Origin of the sequence: Roseobacter sp. CCS2 (assembly GCF_000169435.1) — a bacterium.
Lineage (GTDB): Bacteria > Pseudomonadota > Alphaproteobacteria > Rhodobacterales > Rhodobacteraceae > Yoonia.
Genome location: NZ_AAYB01000010.1, coordinates 24,971 through 49,903 on the forward strand (window position 1 = coordinate 24,971; position 24,933 = coordinate 49,903).

General features: G+C 55.3%; 28 protein-coding genes, 1 tRNA gene and 1 pseudogene. 18 read left to right on the top strand and 12 right to left on the bottom strand.

What is annotated here, in order from left to right:
- Window positions 1–13: 13 nt before the first annotated feature.
- Both RCCS2_RS17530 and puuE read right to left on the bottom strand, forming a co-directional pair.
- Entirely contained in the window at window positions 14–499 is a 486-nt protein-coding gene (locus tag RCCS2_RS17530) for an ureidoglycolate lyase (RefSeq protein WP_008236823.1), read from the bottom strand.
- Window positions 499–1,908, bottom strand: coding sequence for an allantoinase PuuE (puuE, locus tag RCCS2_RS17535; RefSeq protein ID WP_008236825.1), 1,410 nt, complete (start codon window positions 1,906–1,908; stop codon window positions 499–501). The genes RCCS2_RS17530 and puuE overlap by 1 nt, the downstream gene beginning before the upstream one ends.
- A gap of 154 nt (window positions 1,909–2,062) precedes the next feature.
- Here puuE and uraH point away from each other — a divergent pair, with 154 nt between their 5' ends.
- Window positions 2,063–2,416, top strand: a complete 354-nt coding sequence (gene uraH / locus RCCS2_RS17540) for a hydroxyisourate hydrolase (protein ID WP_008236827.1) — start codon at window positions 2,063–2,065, stop codon at window positions 2,414–2,416.
- Window positions 2,417–2,428: 12 nt separating this feature from the next.
- Here the strand turns inward: uraH and RCCS2_RS17545 are convergent, their stop codons facing one another.
- Complete coding sequence (locus RCCS2_RS17545; RefSeq protein WP_008236833.1) at window positions 2,429–3,334, bottom strand: LysR family transcriptional regulator; 906 nt, start codon at window positions 3,332–3,334, stop codon at window positions 2,429–2,431.
- A 100-nt stretch (window positions 3,335–3,434) separates the two neighbouring features.
- Between RCCS2_RS17545 and RCCS2_RS17550 the strand changes: the two genes are divergently transcribed.
- Window positions 3,435–4,670 (top strand): urate hydroxylase PuuD, encoded by a 1,236-nt coding sequence (locus tag RCCS2_RS17550; protein WP_008236835.1) that lies wholly within the window; start codon window positions 3,435–3,437, stop codon window positions 4,668–4,670.
- Between the two features lie 401 nt (window positions 4,671–5,071).
- Here the strand turns inward: RCCS2_RS17550 and RCCS2_RS17555 are convergent.
- Window positions 5,072–5,147: transfer RNA gene (locus RCCS2_RS17555), tRNA-Thr, on the bottom strand.
- Between the two features lie 208 nt (window positions 5,148–5,355).
- On the opposite strand from RCCS2_RS17555, the gene RCCS2_RS17560 reads away from it, so the two are divergent.
- The gene (locus RCCS2_RS17560) at window positions 5,356–6,237 is read left to right on the top strand and encodes a hypothetical protein (RefSeq protein WP_008236839.1); all 882 of its coding nucleotides are present in this window, start codon (window positions 5,356–5,358) and stop codon (window positions 6,235–6,237) included.
- A gap of 3 nt (window positions 6,238–6,240) precedes the next feature.
- Here the strand turns inward: RCCS2_RS17560 and RCCS2_RS17565 are convergent, their stop codons facing one another.
- A complete protein-coding gene (locus tag RCCS2_RS17565) occupies window positions 6,241–6,498 on the bottom strand; it encodes a DUF2312 domain-containing protein (RefSeq protein WP_037294541.1) in 258 nt (85 codons plus the stop codon).
- Window positions 6,499–6,604: 106 nt separating this feature from the next.
- On the opposite strand from RCCS2_RS17565, the gene RCCS2_RS17570 reads away from it, so the two are divergent.
- Window positions 6,605–6,820 carry a hypothetical protein gene (locus RCCS2_RS17570; RefSeq protein ID WP_008236843.1) on the top strand — a complete coding sequence of 72 codons (216 nt, stop codon included), beginning with the start codon at window positions 6,605–6,607 and terminating at the stop codon, window positions 6,818–6,820.
- Here RCCS2_RS17570 and RCCS2_RS17575 read toward each other — a convergent pair.
- Entirely contained in the window at window positions 6,817–7,866 is a 1,050-nt protein-coding gene (locus RCCS2_RS17575; RefSeq protein WP_008236844.1) for a phosphotransferase, read from the bottom strand. The genes RCCS2_RS17570 and RCCS2_RS17575 overlap by 4 nt on opposite strands.
- A 97-nt stretch (window positions 7,867–7,963) precedes the next feature.
- On the opposite strand from RCCS2_RS17575, the gene RCCS2_RS17580 reads away from it, so the two are divergent.
- Window positions 7,964–9,193 carry an acyl-CoA dehydrogenase family protein gene (locus RCCS2_RS17580; protein WP_037294524.1) on the top strand — a complete coding sequence of 410 codons (1,230 nt, stop codon included), beginning with the start codon at window positions 7,964–7,966 and terminating at the stop codon, window positions 9,191–9,193.
- On the opposite strand, the gene RCCS2_RS17585 is transcribed toward RCCS2_RS17580, so the two are convergent.
- Window positions 9,166–9,483 carry an ArsR/SmtB family transcription factor gene (locus RCCS2_RS17585; protein WP_037294543.1) on the bottom strand — a complete coding sequence of 106 codons (318 nt, stop codon included), beginning with the start codon at window positions 9,481–9,483 and terminating at the stop codon, window positions 9,166–9,168. The genes RCCS2_RS17580 and RCCS2_RS17585 overlap by 28 nt on opposite strands.
- A gap of 87 nt (window positions 9,484–9,570) precedes the next feature.
- Between RCCS2_RS17585 and RCCS2_RS17590 the strand changes: the two genes are divergently transcribed.
- Genes RCCS2_RS17590 through RCCS2_RS17605 form a run of 4 tightly spaced genes read left to right on the top strand, consistent with a single transcriptional unit; the run spans window position 9,571 to window position 11,752 of the window.
- Window positions 9,571–10,434 carry an MBL fold metallo-hydrolase gene (locus RCCS2_RS17590; protein WP_008236850.1) on the top strand — a complete coding sequence of 288 codons (864 nt, stop codon included), beginning with the start codon at window positions 9,571–9,573 and terminating at the stop codon, window positions 10,432–10,434.
- 27 nt (window positions 10,435–10,461) lie between these two features.
- Complete coding sequence (locus RCCS2_RS17595) at window positions 10,462–10,887, top strand: YeeE/YedE family protein (protein ID WP_037294525.1); 426 nt, start codon at window positions 10,462–10,464, stop codon at window positions 10,885–10,887.
- Complete coding sequence (locus tag RCCS2_RS17600) at window positions 10,887–11,318, top strand: DUF6691 family protein (RefSeq protein ID WP_008236854.1); 432 nt, start codon at window positions 10,887–10,889, stop codon at window positions 11,316–11,318. The genes RCCS2_RS17595 and RCCS2_RS17600 overlap by 1 nt, the downstream gene beginning before the upstream one ends.
- Window positions 11,319–11,326: 8 nt before the next feature.
- A complete protein-coding gene (locus RCCS2_RS17605) occupies window positions 11,327–11,752 on the top strand; it encodes a TIGR01244 family sulfur transferase (protein ID WP_008236856.1) in 426 nt (141 codons plus the stop codon).
- Here the strand turns inward: RCCS2_RS17605 and RCCS2_RS17610 are convergent.
- The 5 genes from RCCS2_RS17610 to RCCS2_RS17630 all read right to left on the bottom strand — a co-directional run bounded on the left by RCCS2_RS17610 (window position 11,749) and on the right by RCCS2_RS17630 (window position 17,601).
- Window positions 11,749–12,843: a FliM/FliN family flagellar motor switch protein gene (locus RCCS2_RS17610; protein WP_008236858.1), complete on the bottom strand. Its 1,095-nt coding sequence runs from the start codon at window positions 12,841–12,843 to the stop codon at window positions 11,749–11,751. The genes RCCS2_RS17605 and RCCS2_RS17610 overlap by 4 nt on opposite strands.
- Before the next feature lie 43 nt (window positions 12,844–12,886).
- The gene (locus RCCS2_RS17615; protein WP_008236860.1) at window positions 12,887–15,583 is read right to left on the bottom strand and encodes a sensor histidine kinase; all 2,697 of its coding nucleotides are present in this window, start codon (window positions 15,581–15,583) and stop codon (window positions 12,887–12,889) included.
- Window positions 15,580–15,855, bottom strand: coding sequence for a hypothetical protein (locus tag RCCS2_RS17620; protein ID WP_008236861.1), 276 nt, complete (start codon window positions 15,853–15,855; stop codon window positions 15,580–15,582). Before RCCS2_RS17620 ends, RCCS2_RS17615 begins: the two co-directional genes overlap by 4 nt.
- Window positions 15,852–16,220: a response regulator transcription factor gene (locus RCCS2_RS17625; RefSeq protein ID WP_008236862.1), complete on the bottom strand. Its 369-nt coding sequence runs from the start codon at window positions 16,218–16,220 to the stop codon at window positions 15,852–15,854. The genes RCCS2_RS17620 and RCCS2_RS17625 overlap by 4 nt, the downstream gene beginning before the upstream one ends.
- A gap of 79 nt (window positions 16,221–16,299) precedes the next feature.
- A complete protein-coding gene (locus tag RCCS2_RS17630) occupies window positions 16,300–17,601 on the bottom strand; it encodes an XRE family transcriptional regulator (RefSeq protein WP_037294527.1) in 1,302 nt (433 codons plus the stop codon).
- 210 nt (window positions 17,602–17,811) lie between these two features.
- On the opposite strand from RCCS2_RS17630, the gene RCCS2_RS17635 reads away from it, so the two are divergent.
- From RCCS2_RS17635 to RCCS2_RS17670, 9 genes and pseudogenes are all read left to right on the top strand, one after another.
- Complete coding sequence (locus RCCS2_RS17635) at window positions 17,812–19,155, top strand: substrate-binding protein (RefSeq protein WP_037294530.1); 1,344 nt, start codon at window positions 17,812–17,814, stop codon at window positions 19,153–19,155.
- A gap of 131 nt (window positions 19,156–19,286) precedes the next feature.
- Window positions 19,287–20,318 (top strand): branched-chain amino acid ABC transporter permease, encoded by a 1,032-nt coding sequence (locus RCCS2_RS17640; protein ID WP_008236866.1) that lies wholly within the window; start codon window positions 19,287–19,289, stop codon window positions 20,316–20,318.
- A 4-nt stretch (window positions 20,319–20,322) separates the two neighbouring features.
- A complete protein-coding gene (locus RCCS2_RS17645; protein ID WP_008236869.1) occupies window positions 20,323–21,522 on the top strand; it encodes a branched-chain amino acid ABC transporter permease in 1,200 nt (399 codons plus the stop codon).
- Window positions 21,523–21,534: 12 nt separating this feature from the next.
- Window positions 21,535–22,053: pseudogene (locus RCCS2_RS17650) on the top strand (ATP-binding cassette domain-containing protein); the annotation flags it as partial.
- A gap of 105 nt (window positions 22,054–22,158) precedes the next feature.
- Window positions 22,159–22,293, top strand: coding sequence for a hypothetical protein (locus RCCS2_RS18865; RefSeq protein ID WP_442852268.1), 135 nt, complete (start codon window positions 22,159–22,161; stop codon window positions 22,291–22,293).
- Window positions 22,294–22,304: 11 nt separating this feature from the next.
- The gene (locus tag RCCS2_RS17655) at window positions 22,305–23,054 is read left to right on the top strand and encodes an ABC transporter ATP-binding protein (RefSeq protein WP_008236872.1); all 750 of its coding nucleotides are present in this window, start codon (window positions 22,305–22,307) and stop codon (window positions 23,052–23,054) included.
- A 117-nt stretch (window positions 23,055–23,171) separates the two neighbouring features.
- Window positions 23,172–23,510, top strand: coding sequence for a hypothetical protein (locus RCCS2_RS18620; protein WP_008236874.1), 339 nt, complete (start codon window positions 23,172–23,174; stop codon window positions 23,508–23,510).
- A 117-nt stretch (window positions 23,511–23,627) separates the two neighbouring features.
- Complete coding sequence (gene accB / locus RCCS2_RS17665) at window positions 23,628–24,128, top strand: acetyl-CoA carboxylase biotin carboxyl carrier protein (RefSeq protein ID WP_008236877.1); 501 nt, start codon at window positions 23,628–23,630, stop codon at window positions 24,126–24,128.
- Window positions 24,129–24,138: 10 nt separating this feature from the next.
- A partial coding sequence (locus tag RCCS2_RS17670; protein WP_008236878.1) for an ATP-binding protein occupies window positions 24,139–24,933 on the top strand: 795 nt, incomplete at its 3' end.

Here is a 24,933-nt window from a genome sequence, read left to right on the forward strand (position 1 = left end):
CTGGCGAGTGTCGTTACCGTTGAATCGTGAACGGTGTATTAAACCAATGTTCTTGCAGGTTTGGACCGCTCCCGATCCGATCTACAACAGCGAATAATCCGGGCGCATGGATCGGGGTCAGCACCCCGTGCCATGTGCCGCGGCCGAAATTGATCCCCTGCCCCGCCGTCGTGATAAATGCGCGTGGCTGGCCCGGTGTCCCGTCATCGTCAGGGGCTACGACAACAACAAATGGATGGTGGCTCATGGGCAGAAAGGCCTGGCTGCCGTCTGGGTGACGTTCAACCATATCCAATGTGATCGGAAACTGACGCGGTTCTGCACTGAACAGGCTGATGCCCGCACGCCCGCCAACGATGTCAATATTTGCCAGATCATGATAACGGCCACATAGCCCCTGATTGATGATCTTGTCAGGATCGCCCGCAACCTCCAGCACGTCCCCAAACGGCGCAAACGCCTCTTGGGTCAATGGTTCAAGATGTAATACCTGCCCCATCAGCCCAGCTTCTCGATCAGCCGCAATTCGGCGATGCGTTCGACCTGCCGGCAGGCCTCGGCGAATTCGGTGGCGCGGTCATTATCAATGCGGCGGTGGAACGCGGCCAAGATGGACGCTTTGTCGTTGTCTTTGACGGCAATAATGAACGGAAAGCCATGGCGGTCCACATATTGTGCATTCAGCCCCTGGAACATCTCGCGTTCAGCGTTCGTCAACAGATCAAGCCCGGCACCTGCCTGTTCAGCGGTACTTTCGGCTGTCAATTCGCCCGCAGCAGCCAATTTGCCCGCCAGATCGGGGTGCGCCGTCAGCACGCTCAGACGCTGTTCTTCTGTTGCGCTGCGGAAAATACGTGCGAGCGCGTTGTGTACGCCTTGCGCGGTGTCATGTGTCGGGCCCAACTCAAGCGTATGCGCCCCTTCGGCAATCCAAGAGCTATGCTCGAAGATACTGCCAAATTCGGAAACAAAGGTATCGCAATCCATCTCGGACGGGCGTGATCGGGTGATTGGCGGATATTCCTTTGTCCAGTGTTCAGCGATTTCCAACCGGGTCGCAAACCAGACATCTTCATGGGATTTCATGTAGTCGATGACACGTTGCAGCGCCGCAGCCCGCCCTGGACGGCCCATCAGGCGGCAGTGCAACCCGATCGACAACATCTTTGGCGCCCCTGCCCCACCTTCGGCGTAAAGCATATCAAAGCTGTCTTTGAGATAGCTTTCGAACTGATCCCCGGTGGTAAATCCGGCCTGAATGGCAAAGCGCATATCGTTGCAATCCATCGTGTAGGGCACAATCAATTGGTCTTTGCGACCAAAGCGCATCCAATAGGGCAGATCATCGGCGTAGCTATCAGCGACATAGGCAAGCTGGCCTGTTTCAGCCGCCAATCGCACGGTGTTGTTGGAACAGCGCCCGGTGTACCACCCGCGCGGCGCTTCACCTGTGACTTCCGTATGCAGACGGATCGCCTCTATGATTTGCGCGCGCTCTTCGTCTTCGGGCATGTCTTTGTGTTCGACCCACTTCAGGCCGTGGCTGGCAATCTCCCAGCCTGATGATTTCATCGCGGCGACCTGTTCAGGTGCGCGGGCCAAGGCTGTGGCTACACCGTAAACCGTAACAGGCAAGTCACCCATCAAACGGTGAAGACGCCAAAAACCGGCACGCGATCCGTATTCATAGATGGTTTCCATGTTCCAGTGGCGCTGACCGGGCCAGGCGGACGCACCTGTGATCTCTGACAGAAACGCTTCAGAGGCTGGATCACCATGAAGAACGTTATTTTCGCCGCCCTCTTCGTAGTTCAGGACAATCTGCACAGCAATCTTTGCGCTATGTGGCCAGTTTGCCTGTGGTGGTGTCGCACCATAACCGGTCATGTCGCGCGGGTAACGGGTCACTTATCAGGTTCCTTATGCAGTCATTGAGTCTTCTCTAAACCAATTCAATGGGTTTGCTTTTCAAATAAAAGCTAAAGGACCCTCTTGAATGCGAAGCTTTGCTGTTCATCTTCGGGTCTGGCAAAAGCAAGTCAACGCTTAAAGGAGAGATGCAATGACTGGTTATTTGACGACCCATGTTCTGGACACGGCCCGTGGTTGCCCCGCTGAGGGGCTAAAAATTGAGCTCTTCAAGATTGATGGCGACAGCCGCACACACCTCAAGACGCTCGTGACCAATGATGATGGCCGCACGGATGAACAGATCCTGCCCAGCGACAAATTCGAAGTCGGCATGTATGAGTTGGTGTTCCACGCAGGTGCCTACCTTGACGCAACAGGCACCCCACCCGAGGCCCCGCGCTTTCTAGACGTCATACCTTTACGGTTTGGTATGTCAGAGGCATCGCATTATCACGTGCCGCTGCTGTTGTCGGCATTCGGGTATTCGACTTATCGCGGAAGCTAGGGTGCGTGCCCACTAAGTCTGCACAGCCACACTGATGCGTTCGATCATGAACTCCATGAACAAGCGCGACTTGGGGTCCTGCCCCCGACGATGCGTGAATAGACATGCCATCTGGATCGGCTCAGGTGGTGTGTCGACCGCCACAGGTACAAGCCGCCCGGCTTTGATATGGTCTGACACCTCAAAGAGTGGTTTCATCACGATGCCGTTTCCGCTCAGTGCCCAGTCGGTCAATACATCACCATCATCGGATTCAAACCGTCCGGTGACGCGAAAACGCTTTGCCCCTTCGCCGGTCATCAAGCGCCACTGAAACTCTGCGACACCCGGATAACGCAGGTTTATGCATTCGTGGTTGTCTGCAATCAGCGCGTCACCATCCGCAGGATTACCCTTGGTGCGAATATATGCCGGTGAAGCACATAAGATGCGCTGAACATCCGCGATCTTACGAATACGCAGGTTACTGTCCTCTGGTTGGCCTAAAAAGAAGGCAAGGTCGAGCCCTTCGGTTGTCAGATCAACCTTTCTGTCAGTCAAACGCAGACGCATGTTGATATCAGGGTAAAGCCTTAAAAACTCTGGCACATGGGGCGCAATCAAACGTCGCCCGACGCCCAATGGGGCCGCGACGTAGAGCGACCCTTTGGGATTATCCGTGATATCGACGATTTGCGTTTCGGCGCTTGCCACTGCTTCCAGCACATCACAAGCGCCGCCATAAAAGGCCTGTCCTTGCTCTGTTGCCGTCAAACTACGGGTCGTCCGCTGGAATAGACGGACCCCAAGATGTTGCTCTAGCTGAGAGATTCGCGCCGACGTCACTGCCGCAGAAATACGCATGTCACGTGCTGCGGCCGACATGCTGCCCAACTCATAGACGCGCACAAAAGTCTGGATGTTATCGAGATAAGACATTTACTTGGTTTTTTTGATGCTGTTTGGCCTAAGGCCGAGATACCAGAACAATATCAGATGCGATAGCCTGCCTGTGAATCGCACGAAGAGAGGAAGCGCCATGTATGACCTTGCAATTTTTTGGGACTGGATCGCTTTTTCGGTCCGCTGGTTGCACGTCATCACCGCAATGGCGTGGATCGGCGCATCATTCTATTTTATCGCACTTGATCTGATGCTGAAACCGGCGCCAAATCTGCCCGAAGGGGCATCTGGTGAAGAATGGGAAGTGCACGGCGGCGGCTTTTATCACACCACCAAATATATGGTCGCCCCTGCCGAGATGCCCGAACATCTGACGTGGCACAAATGGCAAAGCTATGCGACGTGGCTGTCGGGTGCGGCACTTTTGATGATCATCTATTGGGTGGGTGGCGCGCTTTATCTTCTTGATCCGACCAAAGCTGATCTGACGCTGTGGCAAGGCATCCTGATCTCTGGTGGGTCGCTGACCATCGGTTGGCTGCTTTATGACGCGATGTGCAAATCCAAACTAAGCGACAGCCCAACGGTGCTGATGCTGTTGTTGTTCGTCATTCTTGTGATCATGTCATGGGGCTACAATCAGGTGTTCACGGGGCGGGCCGCCCTGCTTCATCTTGGTGCATTTACTGCGACGATCATGACCGCCAATGTGTTCTTTCAGATCATGCCAAACCAGCAGATTGTGGTCGAAGACCTTAAGGCAGGACGCACGCCAGACGCCAAATACGGCAAGATTGCCAAGGTGCGATCAACCCACAACAACTATCTGACGCTGCCCGTCGTGTTTCTGATGCTGTCGAACCATTACCCGCTAGCCTTTGGAACTGAATATGCGTGGATCATTGCCAGCCTGATCTTTCTGACAGGCGTCACCATCCGACACTACTTCAACACCATGCACAAAACCGGCAAAGGGCCGCATTGGACATGGGCTGTGACCGTGTTGCTGATGATCGTCATTGCATGGTTATCGACCGTGCGCACAGGCGACACCTGGCAGGAAGCAGAGGCGCGCGATTTGACCGCATATGAACAAAAGTTCGCGTCGGCAGAGGGTTTCGAAGACGCCTATAACGCAGTGATCGGCAACTGTTCCATGTGCCACGCCCGCGAACCTGCCTGGGGCAACATGCAATGGGCACCCAAAGGCGTTTATCTGGAAACGCCCAGCGACGTGGCACGGCACGCAAGCGCGATCTACCTGCAGGCCGGCGTCAGCCACGCCATGCCACCACCCAATGCGGTTCAGATGGACCTAGAGGCGCGCGCAAGTCTAGTCGCCTGGGTCAGGGAAGTGCGCGACGGTGGCTGAACATGCGTCAAATTATCTGGCGCCAAAACAACCACGGTTGTCTTCGAAGAAGCGGATAGCACCCGTGCCACGTATTCATGAAGTTGATTGGATTTTACGACATCCAAGTGCCTGCTACACGCGCAAACGTTCCGTCATCCAGCGACAGTGATGCATCGCGCTCACGTTGACCTAAGCATTTTGCGATAATCCCGCACTACAGCGCCCATGCCGCCCCGATCATCCACCCGCCCAACACATCCGTTGGCCAGGCTATTCGCCAAGAGTACTCCGTTGTCGATCTCCACGCCTCATGGCCGTTCGACAACTTGTCAACTCTATCAACGTTGCAAAGCACAACTGAATAGCCAGCAGCCCATCCTTTGATTAACTCACAACCAATTGTTCTCTAAGAGTTTTAATGGTGCCCCCACACGGACTCGAACCGCGGACCTACTGATTACAAATCAGTTGCTCTACCAGCTGAGCTATAGGGGCACTGGTACACCGCTTGCGGTGGATCGGTTGAACCGAATGCGCGGCGTATAGCAGGGGGAAACGCAGATGTGCAATGGTGTTTTCGCTCTGCAACTGCAAAAAATCATCGCGGCTTCGGGGGGCGCCCGCGCGCGTCGGGTTATCACGCTTTCGCACCTGAAAAATCCGCCTATGATGACCTTCGAATAATTAAGCTAAAGGGCCATTCATGCAGATCGCATTTCATATCGGCGCGAATTGTACGGATGAAGACCGGCTGCTGAAATCGGTACTTAAGAATGCCGATACGTTTCTTCAGCAAGGCACAGCGGTGCCCGGCCCGGGTAAGTACCGCAAATTGATCCGCGAAGCGATTGAAATGCTTGCCGAGGGCGCACCAACCGCGGATGCCCGCGATGTGCTGTTGGATGCCATTGTTGAAGATGATGAGATCAAGCGGCTTGTGCTGAGCAATGACAACTTTATCACGATCCCAAAGCGGATCTTTGACCACAGCGTCTTTTATCATCAGGCTGAAAAGAAGGTGCGCGGCTTACACGCGCTGTTTCCCAACGACGATATCACCCTGTTTCTGGGGATGCGGCACCCGGCCAGTTTTCTGCAAGACACAGCGACACGCGCGGGTGTGCAAAGTCTGGCCCATTATCTGGGTGTTCTGTCGCCGGTTGAGGTGCTGTGGTCCGATGTCATTCGGCGGATCAAACTGGCCGCCCCTAACACCCCGCTTTATGTCTGGTGCAATGAAGACACGCCCTTGATATGGGAAGAACTGATCCGCCTTTTGGCAGGCGTTTCTGTCGATACCCCCATCACCGGGCAGTATGACGTGCTTTCAAACATCATCAGCCCTGAAGGTATGCAAGGCTTTCTGGCCCGGATCGTCGATACTGACCCTGCCGATATAGATGCACGTCAAACGCTGATCGCCGAGGTGCTTGAGGAACATGCTTTGCCTGACTTGGTCGAAGACAGCATTAGCCTGCCGCAGCTGGATGAAACTGTCGTGGCAACAATCACGGATGCCTATGAGGCTGATCTTGATGTCATCGCGGCAATGGAAGGGGTCGAACTGATCCTACCCTTCGATTAGGCCTTACATGCCAAGGGCGGCCTTATACATATCCATCACTGCCTCTTCTTCAGCTAGATCGTTTGCGTCGCGTTTGCGGATCGCTACGATCTTGCGCAGCACCTTGGTGTCGTAGCCGCGCCCTTTGGCTTCGGCCATCACCTCTTTTTGCGCGTCGGCGATGTCTTTCTTCTCTGCTTCCAACCGCTCATAGCGTTCCACGAACTGACGCAGTTCTTGTCCGGCAACGGTGCTTGCGGTCTCGGTCACGGAATCGTTCATGATGCTCTCCTGAAAGGTTGCCATTGACTAGCCCCTGCCCCCGTGGCCTGCAACCCTTGCGCAGTGTCGCACCGCGCGATAGATCGACCAAAACAGCGGAGTGGTCATGGAAATTGTCGTGTGGATTGGTGCGGCCCTGTCGGTTATGGGGCTATGCGGCATTGTTTACAGCATCGTGGCTGTGGCGCGGGCCAAACGCGCAAACCTGCCAGACGCGGAATTGCGCGCGCGGATTTCCAAGATTTTGCCGATTAATCTGGGCGCCCTTTTTGTATCAATGATTGGTCTGATGGCGGTTATTGTAGGCGTGATGCTGGGCTAAAGCTCGGCCCCTTCGTGCATCACGATTGTGGCCATTGCCGCCAGTGCCGGAACAGCCGCACCGTATTTTCGCGCCATCGCCGGGTTTGACGCATTGCCAGCCGCAGCACGTGCGGCAACACCTGCAAGGATTGCGGCCAACCGGAAGAAAGCAAAGACCAAATAAAACGACCAGTTTTCGATCTGTCCAATCCCACGGCGGGCGGCGTAATCGGCCACATATTGCGCCTCGCTTGGCAGGCCCAGGGCGGCGCGGTCCACTCCGGCCAGCCCGCGCATGTCCCCTTGGTTTGGTAATCGCCACTGCATGCATTGATAGGCAAGATCGGCCATCGGGTGACCCAAGGTGGACAGTTCCCAATCCAGCACGCCCGCCACATCAGAGCTATCCGGTTGAAAGATCATATTATCAAGCCGCCAATCGCCGTGCACCAGCGCGACTTTTCCGTCATCAGCGGGCATATGTGCGCCAAGCCATGATATAATCTCGGACATCGCAGCGCTTGGTTCATCAACTGACGCCAGATACTGACTGCGCCAACGCTCCAACTGTCGCGCAAAATAGTTGCCCGGTTTGCCGTAATCCCCTAGCCCCACAGCATCGACATCCACATCATGTAACGCAGCCAAAGCCCTGTTCATCGCGTCATAGATCGCTGATCTTTCATCATTAGGACAGTCTGGCAGCGCCGGGTCCCAGAAAATGCGCCCCGGCAGGTAGCGCATAACAAAGAACGCCCGCCTGCTGGGTGAAGTTTCAGCCTGCGCCAGATGCAAGACTTCGGGAACAGGCACCTCTGTTTCAGCCAAAGCGCGCATCACGCGGAATTCCCGGTCAACCGCATGTGCAGACGGCAACAGCCGCCCCGGTGGTTTGCTACGCAACACATAGGTTCCGCTTTCAGCGTTCAGCTGAAAAGTGGGGTTTGATTGGCCTGTACCGAACTTGATGACCTCTTTCAGTCCTTCAAATTCGGCAATGGATTGCGTGAGGTAAGTATCCAGATCAGGCAGACTGATCCCTAGGTTTTGTGCAGCTTCTTTCATGGCCCCATTAGGGGCCCCTACCCACCCATGTGCAACCATTGATTGACACCCCGATGCGAGGATGCACGATAGCGCAACCAATACATGAGGCGCGATGATGGATCTGGGACAAACCGAACGGCTGAAACCGGTACTGGCAGCTGTCACAGCCATGATCGCAGATGAGATTGCACCGCTGGACGTGGAATTTTTGGCCGAAGTGAACGTTGGTGACCGTTGGACCTTTACCCCGCGCCAGACCGAAATCCTGGAAGGGTTGAAGGCAACGGCAAAAGCGCGCGACCTATGGAATTTCTGGGATACGTTCCGTGACGGCCCGCAACTCAATACCGTTGAATATGCCTATCTGGCCGAAGAGATGGGCAAATCCCATTTGGCCGCAGAGGTGTTTAACTGCAATGCCCCTGACACTGGTAACATGGAAGTATTCGCACGCTACGGCACCGATGCGATGAAGGAACAGTGGCTAAAGCCATTGATGGCAGGTGCGATACGGTCGGCCTATCTGATGACAGAACCCGATGTCGCCAGTTCAGACGCCACCAATATCGCCATGCGCTGCGAACGCGACGGTGATCACTATGTTCTGAACGGCCAGAAATGGTGGGCAACGGGTGCAGGCGATCCGCGTTGTGCCGTGCATATCGTGATGGTGCGCACGCGCTTTGACGGGCCAAAGCATCAGCAACATTCCATGATCGTGGTGCCCGCCGACACGCCCGGGATCGCAAAACTGCGCGCAATGGAGGTATATGGACACGATGACGCGCCCCACGGGCATATGCATTTCCGCTATGACAATGTGCGCGTACCAGCCAAGAACCTTTTGCTGGGCGAAGGGCGCGGGTTTGAAATTGCGCAGGGGCGGCTTGGACCGGGTCGCATTCACCACTGCATGCGCGCGATTGGGCAGGCTGAAAAAGCGTTGGAGCTGCTTTGCACACGTGCCACCGCACGCGAAGCGTTCGGCAAACCGCTGGCACAACTGGGCGAAAACTTTGACATTATCGCAAAGGCGCGAATGGATATCGAACAGGCGCGTCTATTGTGTCTGAAAGCCGCGTGGATGATGGATCAGGGCGATAAGAAAGCCGCCGCACCATGGATTAGTCAGATCAAGGTCATAGCACCGCAGGTCGCGCTTGATATCACCGATCAAGCCATACAAATGCACGGCGCTGCAGGCGTATCACAAGACACGCCGCTCGCGCGGCAATGGACGCATCTGCGCACACTCAGATTAGCTGACGGACCGGATGCCGTACATCGCAGGCAGGTCGCACGGGCCGAACTGGCACCCTATACCTCTGGGCAGAACAATTCGTAGATCCGTTCCAATAACGGCCTGACCCGCGGGTCCGACAAACGATAGCGCATGCTGCGCCCGTTCCTTTCGCAGGCGACAAGTCCTTCGTTGCGCAGGCGCAAAAGCTGACCGGACACATAGGATTGGCTGGCACCCAATGCTGTTTCAAGCTCTCTCACTGTTAAATCACCGGGCACCAGTGCACAAAGAATGCGCAAGCGGCCTGCGTTCGACAGTGATTTAAGAAGGTCAGCTGCATCTGCGGCGGCAGCATCCATCGGGTCATCGCGAAACGTCGTCATATTGTCCATGATGTCATGGTAGCGTTCCGAATAAAACATTTCAACATTGAAATGTGTCCTAAAAAGCTTATTCTGTGCTTGGACAGGAGATTCGATATGACACCCAAAGTGAAAGCATTCTTCGACACGGCCACCAATACCGTATCCTACGCCGTCCAAGAACCGGAAGGACGCACTTGTGCCATTATCGACAGCGTTCTTGACTATGATCAGGCGGCAGGTCGTACGAACACACAATCGGCTGATGAAATCATCGCTTGGATCAAATCAGAAGATCTTCAGGTTGCATGGATCCTCGAAAGCCACGTCCATGCCGACCACCTTTCCGCAGCCCCTTATTTGCAAGAACATCTTGGTGGCAAGATTGGCATTGGTGCCAATATCACGGTTGTGCAGGATACTTTTGGCAAAGTCTTTAACGAAGGCACCGCCTTTCAACGGGACGGGTCGCAGTTTGATGCGCTTTTTGAAGAAGATGACAGCTTTCACATTGGTCAGATGCGTGCCGATGTGCTGCATACGCCGGGCCATACGCCTGCCTGCCTGACCTATGTGATTGGCGATGCGGCGTTCGTGGGTGATACACTCTTTATGCCCGACTTTGGCACCGCGCGCTGCGACTTCCCCGGTGGATCGGCAGAAGATCTTTATGCCTCTATCCAGAAAATTCTGGCCTTACCTGATGATACACGCATCTTCGTAGGCCATGATTACAAAGCACCCGGGCGCGATGAATTTGCATGGGAAACCACGGTGGGTGAACAAAAGGCGCTGAACGTGCATATCGGCGAAGGACGACCGCTGGATGAATTCGTAACGATGCGCGAGGCGCGTGACGCCAAGCTTGGCATGCCGCGCCTGATCCTGCCGTCGCTGCAAACCAATATGCGCGCCGGGCATATGCCCGAACCGGAAGAGAACGGTCAAAGCTATTTCAAAGTGCCGATCAACGCACTCTAGAGACGACGATCAGAACAGGACAAAATGATGCCTATGGATTGGATCATGGGGCTCGCTGGTGGCGTGCTTATCGGGGTGGCTGCGGCCATTTATCTGCTTGTGAACGGGCGCATTATGGGGGCCTCGGGGATTATTGGCGGTCTTGTGGATGGAAGCGGCCGGCATGATTGGATCGAACGCGCTGCACTGATTGCTGGCCTGATCATCGTTCCGGGGATCGCCACATTTATCGTGGGCGGTACTGAGACGCATCTAACCGGGAATTGGGCGATCATTATCGTGGCCGGCCTGCTTGTCGGCGTTGGCACGCGATTGGCCAATGGCTGTACGTCCGGCCACGGTGTCTGCGGTATCTCACGCCTGTCGTTGCGCGGCATCGTCGCGACTGCGTATTACATTGGTGCGGGCGGTCTGACGGTCGTGATTTTCAAACATCTTTTGGGGGTGATCTGATGCGGGCATTCATCTCGTTCTTGGTGGGATCGCTGTTTGGACTTGGCTTGTTGGTATCAGGCATGACCGACACGACCAAAGTGCAAGGGTGGCTTGATGTCTTTGGCGATTGGGACCCGACGCTGGCCTTTGTAATGGGCGGCGCGATCGTTCCTATGGCTGTTGCGTGGCGGTTTACGATTGGGCGCAAACCAGTTTTGGGCGCGGCCTTTCCAACGCCGCCAGAACCAAAGCTGGGCCGCAATCTGATACTTGGTTCAACCCTTTTTGGTATGGGCTGGGGCCTTTCGGGTCTTTGCCCAGGTCCGGCGGTTGCATCGCTTAGTTTCGGGGGCACTGGTGGCGTCATCTTTATTGTGGCCATGGTGACCGGCATGATGATCACACCAAAGCTGCGCAGCCGACTGGACCAAACCGCCGTCGCGGTTTAGGAGGACACATGGATATTCGACACCTCAGCCCGACTTACGCCGTCACGCCCCAGATTGATGTGGCGGACATCGCAGCCATCGCCGAGGCGGGGTTTACCACGGTCATCTGTAACAGACCCGATGCTGAGGTGCCGCCAAGCCACCACGCAGCGGTGATCGAAGCGGCCGCAAAGGCCGCCGGTCTGAACTTTGTGATCATTCCCGTCACCCATCAAGGAATGAATATGGAGATGATCGACACCCAAAAGGCAGCTACGGATGGTTCTGACGGACCAACGCTGGCCTATTGCGCATCTGGCACGCGGTCTTCCATCGTCTGGGCCTTGGGCCAAGCAACAGAAATGCCTGCAGATGAGATTATCGCTGCAACATCTGCGGCAGGCTATGATCTGGGCGGTATGCGCCCCCAGCTGGAAGCCTTAGCCAACCGTTAAAGCGCGTCTGGGTCAAAGGGCAGATCATCAATCTCGGGCATGTCGCCAGACATCAGGTCGATATCCATTGCAGCCTCCGCCACTTCGCCGGACGCAAGCCCATCATCCATATGAGGCACATCACCCAATACATCGCCGCCCCCAAGATCAACGTCCATCGCATCAGGCAAAGATTGGCCCACGTCGGCCGTTGTGCCCGGCAGTTCGATCAGTTGCGGCGCCGGTGCCGCCTCAAGCCGGACAGCGCGGTAACCACCAATCTGCCCAAGCTTGGCCTGCGCGACCTCATGACCATCTGGTGACAGCAGGCGCACAGAGTTAACGGTGCATCCCGGCAACGGCAGCACCGAACCGACCTGCAAACCCTGCGCTGTGGCAAGCGATATCGGAAAGCGGTGCAGTAAAGCATCAAGACGGGCTGGTGCATCCGAAACCCTGTCCTGAAAGTCGCTGTCCCAGTCGAAAAACGTCTCAGGCGTCGTTTCAGGTTCCGGGGCATGCTGCACAACCGGTAGCACAATAACCAGTTCTGCTTGCCGTTCTGCAACGCCAAGGTCCACGCTTAGCCGCACGATGCGGTAATCACGATCTGCCAACACCAATCCGGCAGCCCGCGTGCTTTCTATTTTGTGGCCCAATACAACGCTGTCCATCCATCCTTCTAATGGCGTGTCCAGCACGGCCAGCGGAAATGCCGACAGGAATGCCTGTAACAGCGGATCGCAAAGTGTTTTATCAGTCAGCGTCGGCGCGCGCGCCTCAGCCGGGTGGGCCAGCACCGCGCCCATGGTTTCCATCTCAAGCACTGCCGCGCGCATTTCCATATCCAGCGCGATCAGACCGGCCAGACCACCGTCGCGTTCCAATGCAACCAACATCAATTCGTCTGCCAATGTGCCCAGCATGTCATCAAGGCTTGTCACCTCTTCCGCCACACTTTGCACGGTCAGGACCAGACCAACGGTATCATTTGCTGCTTTCGTCAGCGCCAGCCGCACAGCACGAGAAGAGGTCAGCGGGTTATCCGCGACCTCTTGCCCTTGCGGACGGGTCATCCGCCGCAGCAATGTCACTTGTGTGCTATCAGTCATAGGCCTGTCACAGATGTTCTGCAGCAGTGATACGGAAAAGTCGTTACGTTTCTTCTAACGCCGCCACATCTATGACCTGCGGTAACTGGACCCGAAAAGCAGCACCGCTGGTTCGCGACAGATAAGAAACATCCCCGCCAAGGCGGTGCATGACTTCACGACAAATCGCCAGGCCCAGTCCCGCACCACCGGCCTTTGATCCGTCAGCCACGCGGGAAAATTTTTCAAAGATCAAATCCTGATTTTCGGGCGCGATGCCGCTACCGTTGTCGATGAAATCAACGACGTAGCCACCCCCCTGCCGATGTACCTTGATTTCCAGTATCGGATTATCCGCATCGCAATATTTACGCGCATTGGCGATCAGGTTGATAAACACCTGCGTCAGCCGGTCCAGATCAGTAAACAGTTGCAACTGTTCCTGATCAAGGTCACGCCGGATATCCAACACACCATCATGGGTACCGGCAGCCCGCACAGCGCGATCCAACAGGCCTGACAAATCACCCGATTGCTCGCGCAACTCTACCTGTCCGTTCTCAAGGACCGATAGATCCAACAGATCATCCAAAAGCCGGGTCAGACGTACAGCTTCATCGTGGATGATGCTTGCATAACGCCCTTGTTCTTCCTCGTTCATCTCACCATCGCGCAGAATGTCAGAAAATGACCGGATTGAGGTCATGGGTGTACGCAATTCGTGACTGATCTGGCTTAGAAAGGCATCCTTTTGGATCGACAGCGCGGTCAGCTTGTCATTGGCCGCGCGCAAAGCGCGTGACGTGCGTTCTTGTTCTTGCGATTTGGCTTCCAACTGATTTGAGTATTCAAGAATTTGCGCCGCTTCGTCCGCCACCGCAATCAGGTCTTCCACTGAAACGCTGCTGCCACCAATCAACTGTGCGATCATCGCATGCGCGGTGGCGGCACCGACTGACCCGGCCAAGATGCGTTCCAACTGTTCTATGAAATCAGGTGTCACTTCGGGCAAGTAGCCCACCTTGCCTTGGCGTGCAGCCTCTTGCGTGAAAAGCGCCTGGGCTTGTTTACTGCCCATGATCCGTTGCGCCATGATCAACAGATCTTCCGCCCCGGTTGCAGCACCAGACCACGCAGGCGCGGCGTTTGAATGGGCAAAGACATTCACGAACTGCGCACCTTGCAACCGCTCTAACGGGGCTGGAAAAGTCAGAAGCGAGCAGATCACGAACACTGCGGAATTCAGCACCATTGACCACAGAATGCCATGCACCAGAGGATCCAAACCGCTGACACCAAAAAGCGCCTGTGGCCGTAGCCATGACAGACCGAAAAGCCCTTGGTCCATCACGGTCTGACTGATCACGGCATCAACGCCAAAACTGGGCAAGAAAAGGGTCCACAGCCAGATCACCAACCCGGTAATCAGCCCTGCTGCGGCACCAACACCGGTTGCCCCACGCCAAAAAATTCCACCAATCATGGCCGGCAGAATCTGCACAGCGCCGGTAAAGGAAATCAGACCAATGGCGGCCAGCGCTGTGCCGCCGCCTGACATGCGGTAGTAAAAAAAACCTAGCGCAATGATACCGGCAACCGACAACCGCCGCGCCAACAAGATCACATGACGCACGTCGCCTGACATGACGGCGCGCTGATTGGTTTGCCGGTTCAACCAAATCGGGACAACAATGTGGTTTGACACCATCGTCGCCAAGGCGATGGTGGCCACAATGACCATGGATGTTGCAGACGAAAAGCCACCCAGAAATGACAATACTGCCAAACCATCACGCCCTTCGCTTAGCGGGACAGTCAGTACAAACAGGTCGGGGTTGCTGCCAGCGGGAAGCAGATCAAGGCCAATCACCGCGATCGGCACGACAAAAAGGCTCATCATAAAAAGATACAGCGGGAACGCCCAACTTGCGATGTGCAGGTGACGTTCATCTGCATTTTCAACAACAAGCACCTGAAACATGCGCGGCAGACACAAAAATGCTGCCCCTGAAAGGAAGATCAGGCTAATCCAGCGTCCGCTGTCTTCGTTCCACAAAACAATTTCAGACTGATCAATGCGGTCCAGCATTTCGCCCGGTCCCCCGGCAATACCCCAGACCACAAAGACACCCACTGCAACCAGCGCAAGCAGTTTGACGACTGCCTCTGCCGCGACGGCAATAACAACGCCGTGGTGGCGTTCGTTGGCGTCCAAATTGCGCGTGCCGAATATAATCGTAAAGACGGCCAAACCAACGGCCACCCACATGGCTGTCACTACAAAGTCGGGCTGATCCCAGTTAACCCCTTCGCTTTGCGCAAAGACCGCAAAAGACAGGGTGACCGACTGCAATTGCAGCGCAATATAGGGTGTACCGGCAATGACCGAAATTACCGTCACGATCATTCCCAACTGGGTTGATTTACCAAAGCGCGATGATACCAGATCAGCAATGGATGTGATCCTTTGTGCGCGTCCAATCCGCACCAGCCGCCGCAGTATCCACCACCAACCGACCATCACCAAGGTTGGGCCAAGGTATATCGTTACAAACTCCAACCCGGACCGCGCGGCATAGCCAACGGCGCCATAAAATGTCCAGGCGGTGCAATAGATACTTAGCGATAGTGTATAAATCCAAGGCGATGTCAGCCAGTTGGAATGACCATTAGCGGCCCGACGCTCTGCGATAAAGGCGATTGCAAAAAGAAACGCGACATAGCCCAGCGCCACTACAATAAGGGCGTTAAAGGACGTCATTCCTCTGGCTTGTCCTGCGCTGTCAGCGATCTGTCAGCGCGCATCAGGTTGGACAGCAAAGCCGTCAAAACGATCAGCAGAACCCAGACACCAAAGACATACAAAAGGCCGGATGCTCCGATCTGGTCGTCCCCCTCGCCGCCCGTCCATGCCAATGGAATAGCCAGCAAAACAACACCCACAAAAGGCAACAGCTTGGCCGCATCCCTGACGCGCCGCTGACGATAACTGGCCCGCTGCAAAAAGACCGGCGTGGTCGGCTTGCGGCTCATGCCTCCATCAGGTGGCGCACGTGGTCACGCACCTCGGTGTTGGAAAACGGCTTGGTCATAAAAAGGTTTGCACCCAAACGCATCGCCAGATCACGGTCTTTGTCTTGACCGCGGGCTGTCAGCATCATGACGGGCGTTTGCTTTGTCACATCATGGCCCCGCAGATCACGCAGAATATCAAAGCCGCTGCGCCCCGGCAGCATCACATCAAGAATGATCATATCGGGCGGCAACGCGAGAACCTTATCCATGGCAGAGGTGCCGTCTTCGTGGGTATGTACCGTCCATCCATCACGCGAGAGGATAAAGCTGATCGCCTCGATAATATTTGGCTCATCTTCGATCAAAAGGACACGTTTGCCCATTTCATCGCCTCCCTCTTCATGTCCCCTTTTGCAAAGGGGCCTCCCTGAGAAACGACTATCACGCTAAACCTCAGACCTGTCAAAGCACTGTTTGCGTATCCATACCCTTGAGGGCCGGTTCCCTGCGGCTGGGACAGTCGGTGCGCGGGCAAATCCGACAAGAAACACCCACAGGATGCGGCTCTGCTGCGGGTTCAGGCGGATCCGGGATCACCAACATCATACTTTGCAAAGCAGGTGGTGCGTCAAACGTTGTTGGGGCACGCGGTTCTGCCAATGCAAAGCACAGCGCGCGTGTGCCATTCCGACCGGGCATTTGAACATCCATGCGGATCGGCTGGTGCTGTCTGCTAAGCGCGCCATAAAGCGGCCAAAGCGGACAGGCCCCACCGGATCGCGGCATCGTAAAACCGGGGGCGGGTTTTACAAATGTCAAAGCCCCGGCTGCATCGCAAATCACCAGACCCATGGGCGGATGGCCCTTGCCGGGCGGCAACTGTGCCAGACGGCGCATCACCACGGACAAAGGCACACCGAAGAATTGCGCCAGTGCTGCGGGATCATAGTTATGCTTGCGACACGCCTTTTCCAGTTTGGCCAAAGGCAATTGCGCGACACCTTGTGCGTAGTCGTTCAAAACCTCGCGCAGCACCGCCTTGGGGGACCCTTCCAATCCGGCCTCTTTCAAGACCTGCGCCGGGGTCGCACCTTCTTCCAGCGCTGCAATGTGAAAGCCACTGCGCTCCAGATAGTTCTCGACGGTTTCAAAGGGCGAACCTGATTGCTCTAAAACGCCTTCGGGTGCTTCAAGATAGGCAATCAGCGCCTCACTGCTGTCGGCCAGACGGATACTGTCGTTGTGAATATTCTCGTGAAAGCGCCGTTGCCAGTCCTGATCCAGTTCCTCTGGCCCGACCAGAATGGAAGCAGATGATCGGATCGCACTCACGGCCGAGATGACCTCGTGCAGCGATCCGGCAAGTTGCGGGTCATAGGCAATACGATCTGTCAGAACGCGACCGCGCTCCTCCAATGCTGCAATCTTTTGGGCCTGCATTGCAATCAACGCGGCCCACCCAGGGAAGCGCGCGGCAAGTTCTTCGGTTCGGTCGACTTCAACAGTGCGGCCCACGCTGGCCGCAGCACCACGCATCTGATCAAGCGTCTCACCATCGACGCCATCGGCCAAAAGCGACGTGTCAACATCCAATACCCGCGCCAGGTCAGCAAGCAATTTTCCACCGATTCTTCGCCGATTGTGTTCGATCAGGTTCAAATATGATGGCGAAATCCCAACTGTTTCCGCAACCGATGCTTGCCTCAACCCCCGGTCGAGCCGCTTTTCGCGAATGCGTGATCCGACAAGCCTTTGATTGGGCACTGGGAATTCCCTTATAGGTTTCAGTGGCTTTCTGCGGGTGCAAGAGAAAGTATTTACTACATATCTCTATATCTTGTTCATAACTTTACAAATAAGTCCAGCGCTCTCAATGGTTTGTTGGTGAAAGAGTGTCGCGTCTTTCAGACTGGCAAGATGCTGCTGAGTTGGCCTAACGGGCACAGCCAGCGTCAATCTTTAGGGAGGATAATAATGTCCAAATCGAATTTCTCGCGTCGTGGCGTTCTCAAAACTGGCATGGTTGCCAGTGCTGGTCTCGCTCTGCCGCAGTATCTGAGTGCTCAAGAATCTGGTTACACAAATGCCCCCGGCGACAGCGAAGTCATTCTTGGCTTCAACGTGCCGCAGACCGGCCCATATGCCGACGAAGGCGCGGACGAGCTGCGCGCTTATGAGCTAGCGGTTGAGCACCTGAATGGTGGCGGCGACGGTGGTATGCTGCCAACATTCTCGTCACAGGAACTTGATGGCACAGGTATTTTGGGCCGCGAAGTAAAGTATGTGACCGGTGATACGCAGACAAAGTCTGATGCAGCCCGCGCATCGGCCCGTTCGATGATCGAAAAAGACGGCGCCATTATGATCACCGGTGGTTCGTCCTCTGGTGTGGCTGTGGCTGTGCAGGCGCTTTGCCAAGAGGCCGGCATCATCTTTATGGCTGGTCTGACACACTCCAACGACACGACCGGTAAGGACCGCCGTGCTAATGGTTTCCGTCACTTCTTTAACTCCTACATGTCCGGTGCGGCGCTGGCCCCTGTGCTTGAAGCGGCTTACGGCAACAGCCGTAAGGCCTATCACCTGACTGCCGACTATAACTGGGGTTACACCACAGAAGAGGCCGTGCGGACATCAACAGAAGCCATGGGTTGGGAAACTGTGAACACGGTGCTGACACCGCTGACACAGACAGACTTTTCTTCCTATATCGCGCCTGTTCTGAACTCCGGTGCTGACGTTCTGGTTCTGAACCACTACGGCGGGAACATGGTGAACTCGCTGACCAACGCGGTTCAGTTCGGTCTGCGTGATGCGCAAGCCAACGGTCAGAACTTTGAGATCGTTGTTCCACTGTACTCTCGTCTGATGGCAAAAGGTGCGGGTGCCAACGTGAAGGGTATCTTTGGGTCCACGAACTGGCACTGGTCCTTGCAGGATGCAGGCTCGCAAGCCTTTGTACGTTCGTTCGGCACAAAATATGGCTTCCCGCCATCACAGGCCGCGCACACATGCTATGTGCAGACGCTGCTTTATGCAGATGCGGTCACACGCGCTGGTTCGTTCAACCCATGTGCGGTTGACGAAGCGCTCGAAGATTTTGAGTTCGACGGTCTGGGCAATGGCCCAACACTGTATCGTGGCGAAGATCACCAGTGCTTCAAAGACGTGCTGGTTGTGAAGGGTAAAGAGAACCCGGACAACGAGTTCGACCTTCTTGAAATCGTTGAAGTTACGCCAGCTGCTCAGGTCACATACCCAGCAGATCACCCGCAGTTTGCCGGTGGTGCACTGGGCTCCTGTAACCCAGGCGCATAAACCAAACAGACGCAGGTCACCCGATATCCGGGTGACCTGCCCCTTTTTAAGGTCATGCGACGCCGATATCCGGCTGTGGCGTGATAGCGCGCAAGCGTTGCGTACCCCCACAACTGATCAGAGGTCACCAGATGGACCAGTTCATTCTTCAAATTCTTAACGGGCTTGATAAAGGATCGGCCTATGCGCTGATTGCATTGGGCTTGACGCTAATCTTCGGCACGCTTGGTGTTGTGAACTTTGCGCATGGTGCTTTGTTCATGCTGGGTGCCTTTGTCGCGGTTACGGTCAGCAACCTGCTGACGCTCAGCCACAAGGTGATCGACGAAACGCGAACTGACTTTCTGGGCAACCCGCTTCAGGTGGATGTGCCATATCTTTATGATCTTTTCGGACAGGCGACGGGTGACACCATCATTGACTGGGCCGTTCCCATTTCCATCGTGGTCGCCATCCCGATCATGGTCTGCATCGGCTTCATCATGGAGCGCGGGTTGATCAAACACTTCTACAAGCGCCCCCATGCTGACCAGATCCTTGTGACCTTTGGTTTAGCCATCGTTATTCAAGAGATCGTTAAATACTTTTACGGTGCCAATCCAATTCCAACGCCTGCACCAGAAGCCTTTATCGGCAGCTTTGATTTTGGCGTTATTCTTGGTTTTGACCCGAACCAGATCATCTACCCCTATTGGCGTTTGGTTTACTTCTTCTTCTCGGTCATCATCATCGGTGCAGTCTTTGCGTTCCTGCAATTTACGACTTTCGGCATGGTTGTAAGGGCGGGCATGGCTGACCGCGAAACCGTCGGTATTCTGGGCATCGACATCGATAAGCGCTTTACCATCATGTTCGGGATCGCCGCCGCCGTGGCTGGCTTGGCGGGCGTCATGTACGCGCCCATCAATTCACCCAACTATCACATGGGTATGGATTTCCTTGTGCTTAGTTTCGTGGTGGTTGTTGTGGGCGGTATGGGGTCCCTGCCCGGTGCCGTCGCTGCAGGGTTCCTGCTGGGCATTTTGGAAAGCTTTGCTTCGATGTCTCAGGTCATCGATATCCTGCCAGGCATCAACCAGATCATCATCTACCTTGTTGCAATTATCATTCTGTTGACGCGTCCACGTGGCCTGATGGGTCGCAAAGGCGTGATGGAGGAATAAGCCAATGCTCGGATTAGAGAAAAAAGACTTTCGTCTGCTGCTCATTGTCATTGGTTTGACCATGTTCGCACCTTTCATCCTGAACCCCTTTCCCGAAGGGGCAGAGATGGCGCAGTTCAACGCAGGTTATCCTGACCTGATGCAGCGCTTTGTGATCTTTGGCATCTTCGCCATTGGGTTCAACATTCTCTTTGGGCTTACGGGCTATCTGTCCTTCGGTCACGCGGCTTTCTTGGGTGCGGGATCTTATGGGGCGGTTTGGATGTTCAAGCTGCTCAGCATGAATGTTCTGCCAGCGATTGCGATAAGCGTAATTATTGCAGGGCTATTCTCGCTGCTGATTGGGTTTATCTCACTGCGACGCTCTGGCATCTATTTTTCAATCCTGACGCTGGCCTTTGCGCAAATGTCATTCGCCTTGGCCTATTCGGTGCTGACACCGATCACCGGTGGTGAGACAGGCTTGCAACTGGCGCTTGATGACCCGCGCATCTTTGGCGCATCGCAAACCGCGACAGGCAATATCCCTGTTCCCTCACTTTTCGGATTGGAAATGCGATCCAGTTTTGAATGGGAAGTGGGCGCGTGGTTGTTCACGTTTAATGCGGGCTACTATCTTGCCGCGGCCTTTATGATCTTCGCTTTCTATATGTCGATCCGCATCTTTCGGTCCCCCTTCGGAATGATGCTGCGGGCGATCAAATCGAACCAGACCCGGATGAGCTATACTGGCCTGAACGCACGGCCCTATACGCTGGCGGCCTTTGTGATCTCTGGCATGTATGCCGGGCTGGCCGGTGGTCTGATGGCCTCGATGGATCCACTTGCCGGGGCAGAACGGATGCAATGGACAGCGTCAGGTGAGGTTGTTTTGATGACTATCTTGGGTGGTGCAGGTACACTGATCGGTCCGGTCCTTGGTGCCGGTATGATCAAATACTTCGAAAACATCTTTTCAAAGATCAACGAAACCATTCTGCACAGCTGGTTTGCCTTCTTGCCTGATGGATTGGAAAACTTCGTCGTCGCGATGATCTACCCATTCATCGGCAAAGGCTGGCACCTGACCTTAGGCATCGTGTTCATGCTGGTTGTGATCTTTCTGCCCGGTGGCCTTGTCCAAGGTGGTCAGAAAATCGCCGCCCTCTTCCGGCGTAACAAGCCCGAAGACGCCAAACCAAACGCCACTGAACCGGCCGAATAAGGAGACAAACAGATGGGTTTGTTAGAAGTAAAAGGCATCAATAAACGGTTCGGTGGCCTGCAAGCACTGGGTGACGTGAACCTGAGCGTTGCCGAAGGCAGCCTACACGCGATCATCGGGCCAAACGGGGCAGGCAAATCGACGCTACTGAACGTGCTGGTGGGCAAGCTGATCCCTGACAGTGGATCGGTGATGTTTGATGGGCAATCCGTGTTGGGGCGCAAACCGCATGAGATCAACCAGATGGGGATCAGCCGGGTGTTTCAGACGCCTGAGATTTTTACCGACCTGACCGTTTTTGAAAACGTGATGATCCCTTGCTTTGCCAAACGTGATGGGGCGTTTCGGATGCATGCCATCGAAAGCATCTTTGCTGAAAGGGACATTCAAGCGCAGGCAGACAGCATCCTTGCTGATGTCAATATGCTTGAAAAAAAGGATATGCTGGCCTCTAGCCTGTCGCGGGGTGACAAGCGGCGCCTGGAAATGGCGATGTGTCTGGTCCAAGACCCCAAACTTTTGCTGCTGGACGAACCAACAGCGGGTATGGCGCGCGCCGATACGCAAAACACGATCAGCCTGCTGAAGGAAATCCGCGAAAAGCGCGGGATCACCATGGCGATTATTGAACATGACATGAATGTGGTCTTTTCGCTGGCCGAACGGATTACGGTGCTGGCTCAAGGCACGCCGCTGGTCGAAGATACGCCCGACAAGATCAAGGGTCACCCCAAGGTGCGTGAAGCCTATCTTGGTGAAGCGCAGATCTAGGAGACGATACAATGAACGCACCTTTCAACAAGCACGCCAACAACGCGGCCACCCACCCTGCTTATCTGAGCGTATGGGAGATCGAAGCCTATTACGGCGAAAGCTACATCGTACAAAACGTCAGCTTCAACATCCACGAAGGCGAAATCCTTGCCCTTTTGGGGCGCAACGGGGCAGGCAAAACATCGACCTTGCGCACCATTGCCCGCCTTGATGATCCTGCATTGACGCATGGAGAAATCTGGCTGGACCACAAACCGCTGCACGAAATGAAAAGCCATGAGGCAGCCGCGAACGGTATTTCCCTGGTGCCCGAAGATCGGCGGATCATTCCGGGCCTGACAGTGGAAGAGAACCTGCAGCTGGCGCAAATCGCGCCACCACATGGCTGGTCGCTGGATCGGATTTATGACCTGTTCCCGCGTCTGGGCGAACGGCGCAAGCAAGAGGGCGTGACCCTATCTGGTGGTGAGCAGCAAATGCTGTCCATCGCCCGCGCGTTGGCCCGTGATATTAAAGTGCTTTTGCTAGATGAGCCTTACGAGGGTCTGGCACCGGTGATTGTTCAAGAAATTGCCAAGACCCTTGGTGTGATCCGGGATCAGGGCATCACGACAATCATTGTTGAGCAAAACGCAGTTGCGGCGCTAAAGCTGGCTGACCGTGCTGTCATTCTTGATATCGGCAAGGTGGTTTTTGATGGGTCTGCCGCCGAAGTGCTTGAGAATGAAGACCTGCGTGCGCAGTATCTTGCGATCTGATTGCCAGAGCGCGTTAATCTAAAATGGCAGCGAAATCGTTCGCTGCGATTAAGCATTTGGTAATCCGAAAAAGCGAATCTGGGACAGCATAGCCCTTGCTTTTACGGAGCCAGATTGATGGATACAGCACTCTCACTTCCCACACCTGCAGCCGCTGCTACAGCCGCGGCACCCACTTTGCCGCGTGCGGTCACCACGAAGGTACAGGCGGTTGAAAGTTCCGATAGCAGTGCAACCTTGCCCTCGAATAAACCATATATCGCACAGGTCGTGACGGCGCGCCTGTCAGGGTCTGAATTCCCCGAAAACCCAGTCGAGATTGCCCCACCAGAACGCACCTTACGTCCATATGACATGCCGATGCTACCTTACGACAGCAGTGGTGAAACCATCGATGCAACCCCTGTAGGCGGGGCGCAGACGGTGCCTGAAGAAAGCACAGCCAAAGAGGCATGATATTTTTCCGGGCGGCGATGCTTTCCACCTTCGCTGGCTTGCCCTATAAGCGTTTTGATGCTTCGTGACGCAACGTCGCGACAGCGCCAATAATATGGGCAACGGGCCGAGGAAAACATGGGCAACAAAACCTCTCACGATAGCGACGTCAGCTTTATTGCGGCCTTGGCCGCATTGCTGCGCGACAACGATCTCACTGAATTGCAGGTCAAACGGGACTATGGCGAGAACGACAGTCTAAACGTCCGCGTGAGCCGCCAAACCCAGACAGTTGTACAAGCGAGCGTACCCGCCGCCCCAGCGGCGCCAACAACCGCCCCGGCAGCACCCAGCGCGCCAGCCGCACCAGCATCCGCGTCAGACGCAGCCGACCCTGCCAGCCACCCGGGTGCTGTAACATCACCGATGGTCGGGACAGTTTACATGGCACCCGAGCCGGATGCCGCGCCATTCGCCACAGTGGGCGCAACTGTGAAAGAGGGTGATACCATCCTTATCATCGAAGCCATGAAAACGATGAACCACATCCCTGCACCGCGTGCGGGCACGATCAAACGGATTTTGGTCGAGGATGGCGGACCCGTCGAATTTGGCGCACCTCTTGTGATCATCGAATAAGGGCGGTCCCATGTTCGATAAAATTCTTATCGCGAACCGCGGCGAAATCGCCCTTCGGGTTGTGCGTGCCTGCCGTGAAATGGGTGTGAAATCTGTGGCTGTGCATTCGACAGCCGACTCAGATGCGATGCACGTGCGCATGGCAGATGAAGCCATCTGCATCGGGCCGCCATCATCGGCGCAAAGCTATCTGTCGTTCCCGGCGATCATATCAGCTTGTGAAATTACAGGCGCGCAGGCAATCCACCCCGGCTATGGCTTTCTGTCAGAAAACGCAGCCTTTGTGCAGGCTGTCGAAGATCATGATCTGACATTCATCGGCCCCACGGCCGAACATATTCGGGTGATGGGTGATAAAATCACTGCCAAAGACACGATGAAAGACCTTGGCGTGCCCTGCGTGCCCGGCTCTGACGGCGGCGTGCCAACGCTGGCCGATGCGCAACGTGTTGGCGAAGAAGTTGGCTATCCTGTCATCATCAAAGCCACTGCTGGTGGCGGTGGGCGTGGTATGAAAGTGGCCCAAACAGCCGCAGACATGGAACAGGCGTTCCATTCCGCACGGGCCGAAGGCAAAGCCGCGTTTGGGAACGATGAAGTCTATATTGAAAAATATCTGACCACGCCGCGCCACATCGAAATTCAAGTATTTGGCGATGGCAAAGGTAACGCCGTCCACTTAGGCGAACGCGATTGTTCGTTGCAACGGCGCCACCAAAAAGTGTTTGAAGAGGCCCCCGGCCCTTGCATCACACCTGAATTGCGTGAGCGGATCGGCAAAGTCTGTGCCGATGCTGTAGCGAAA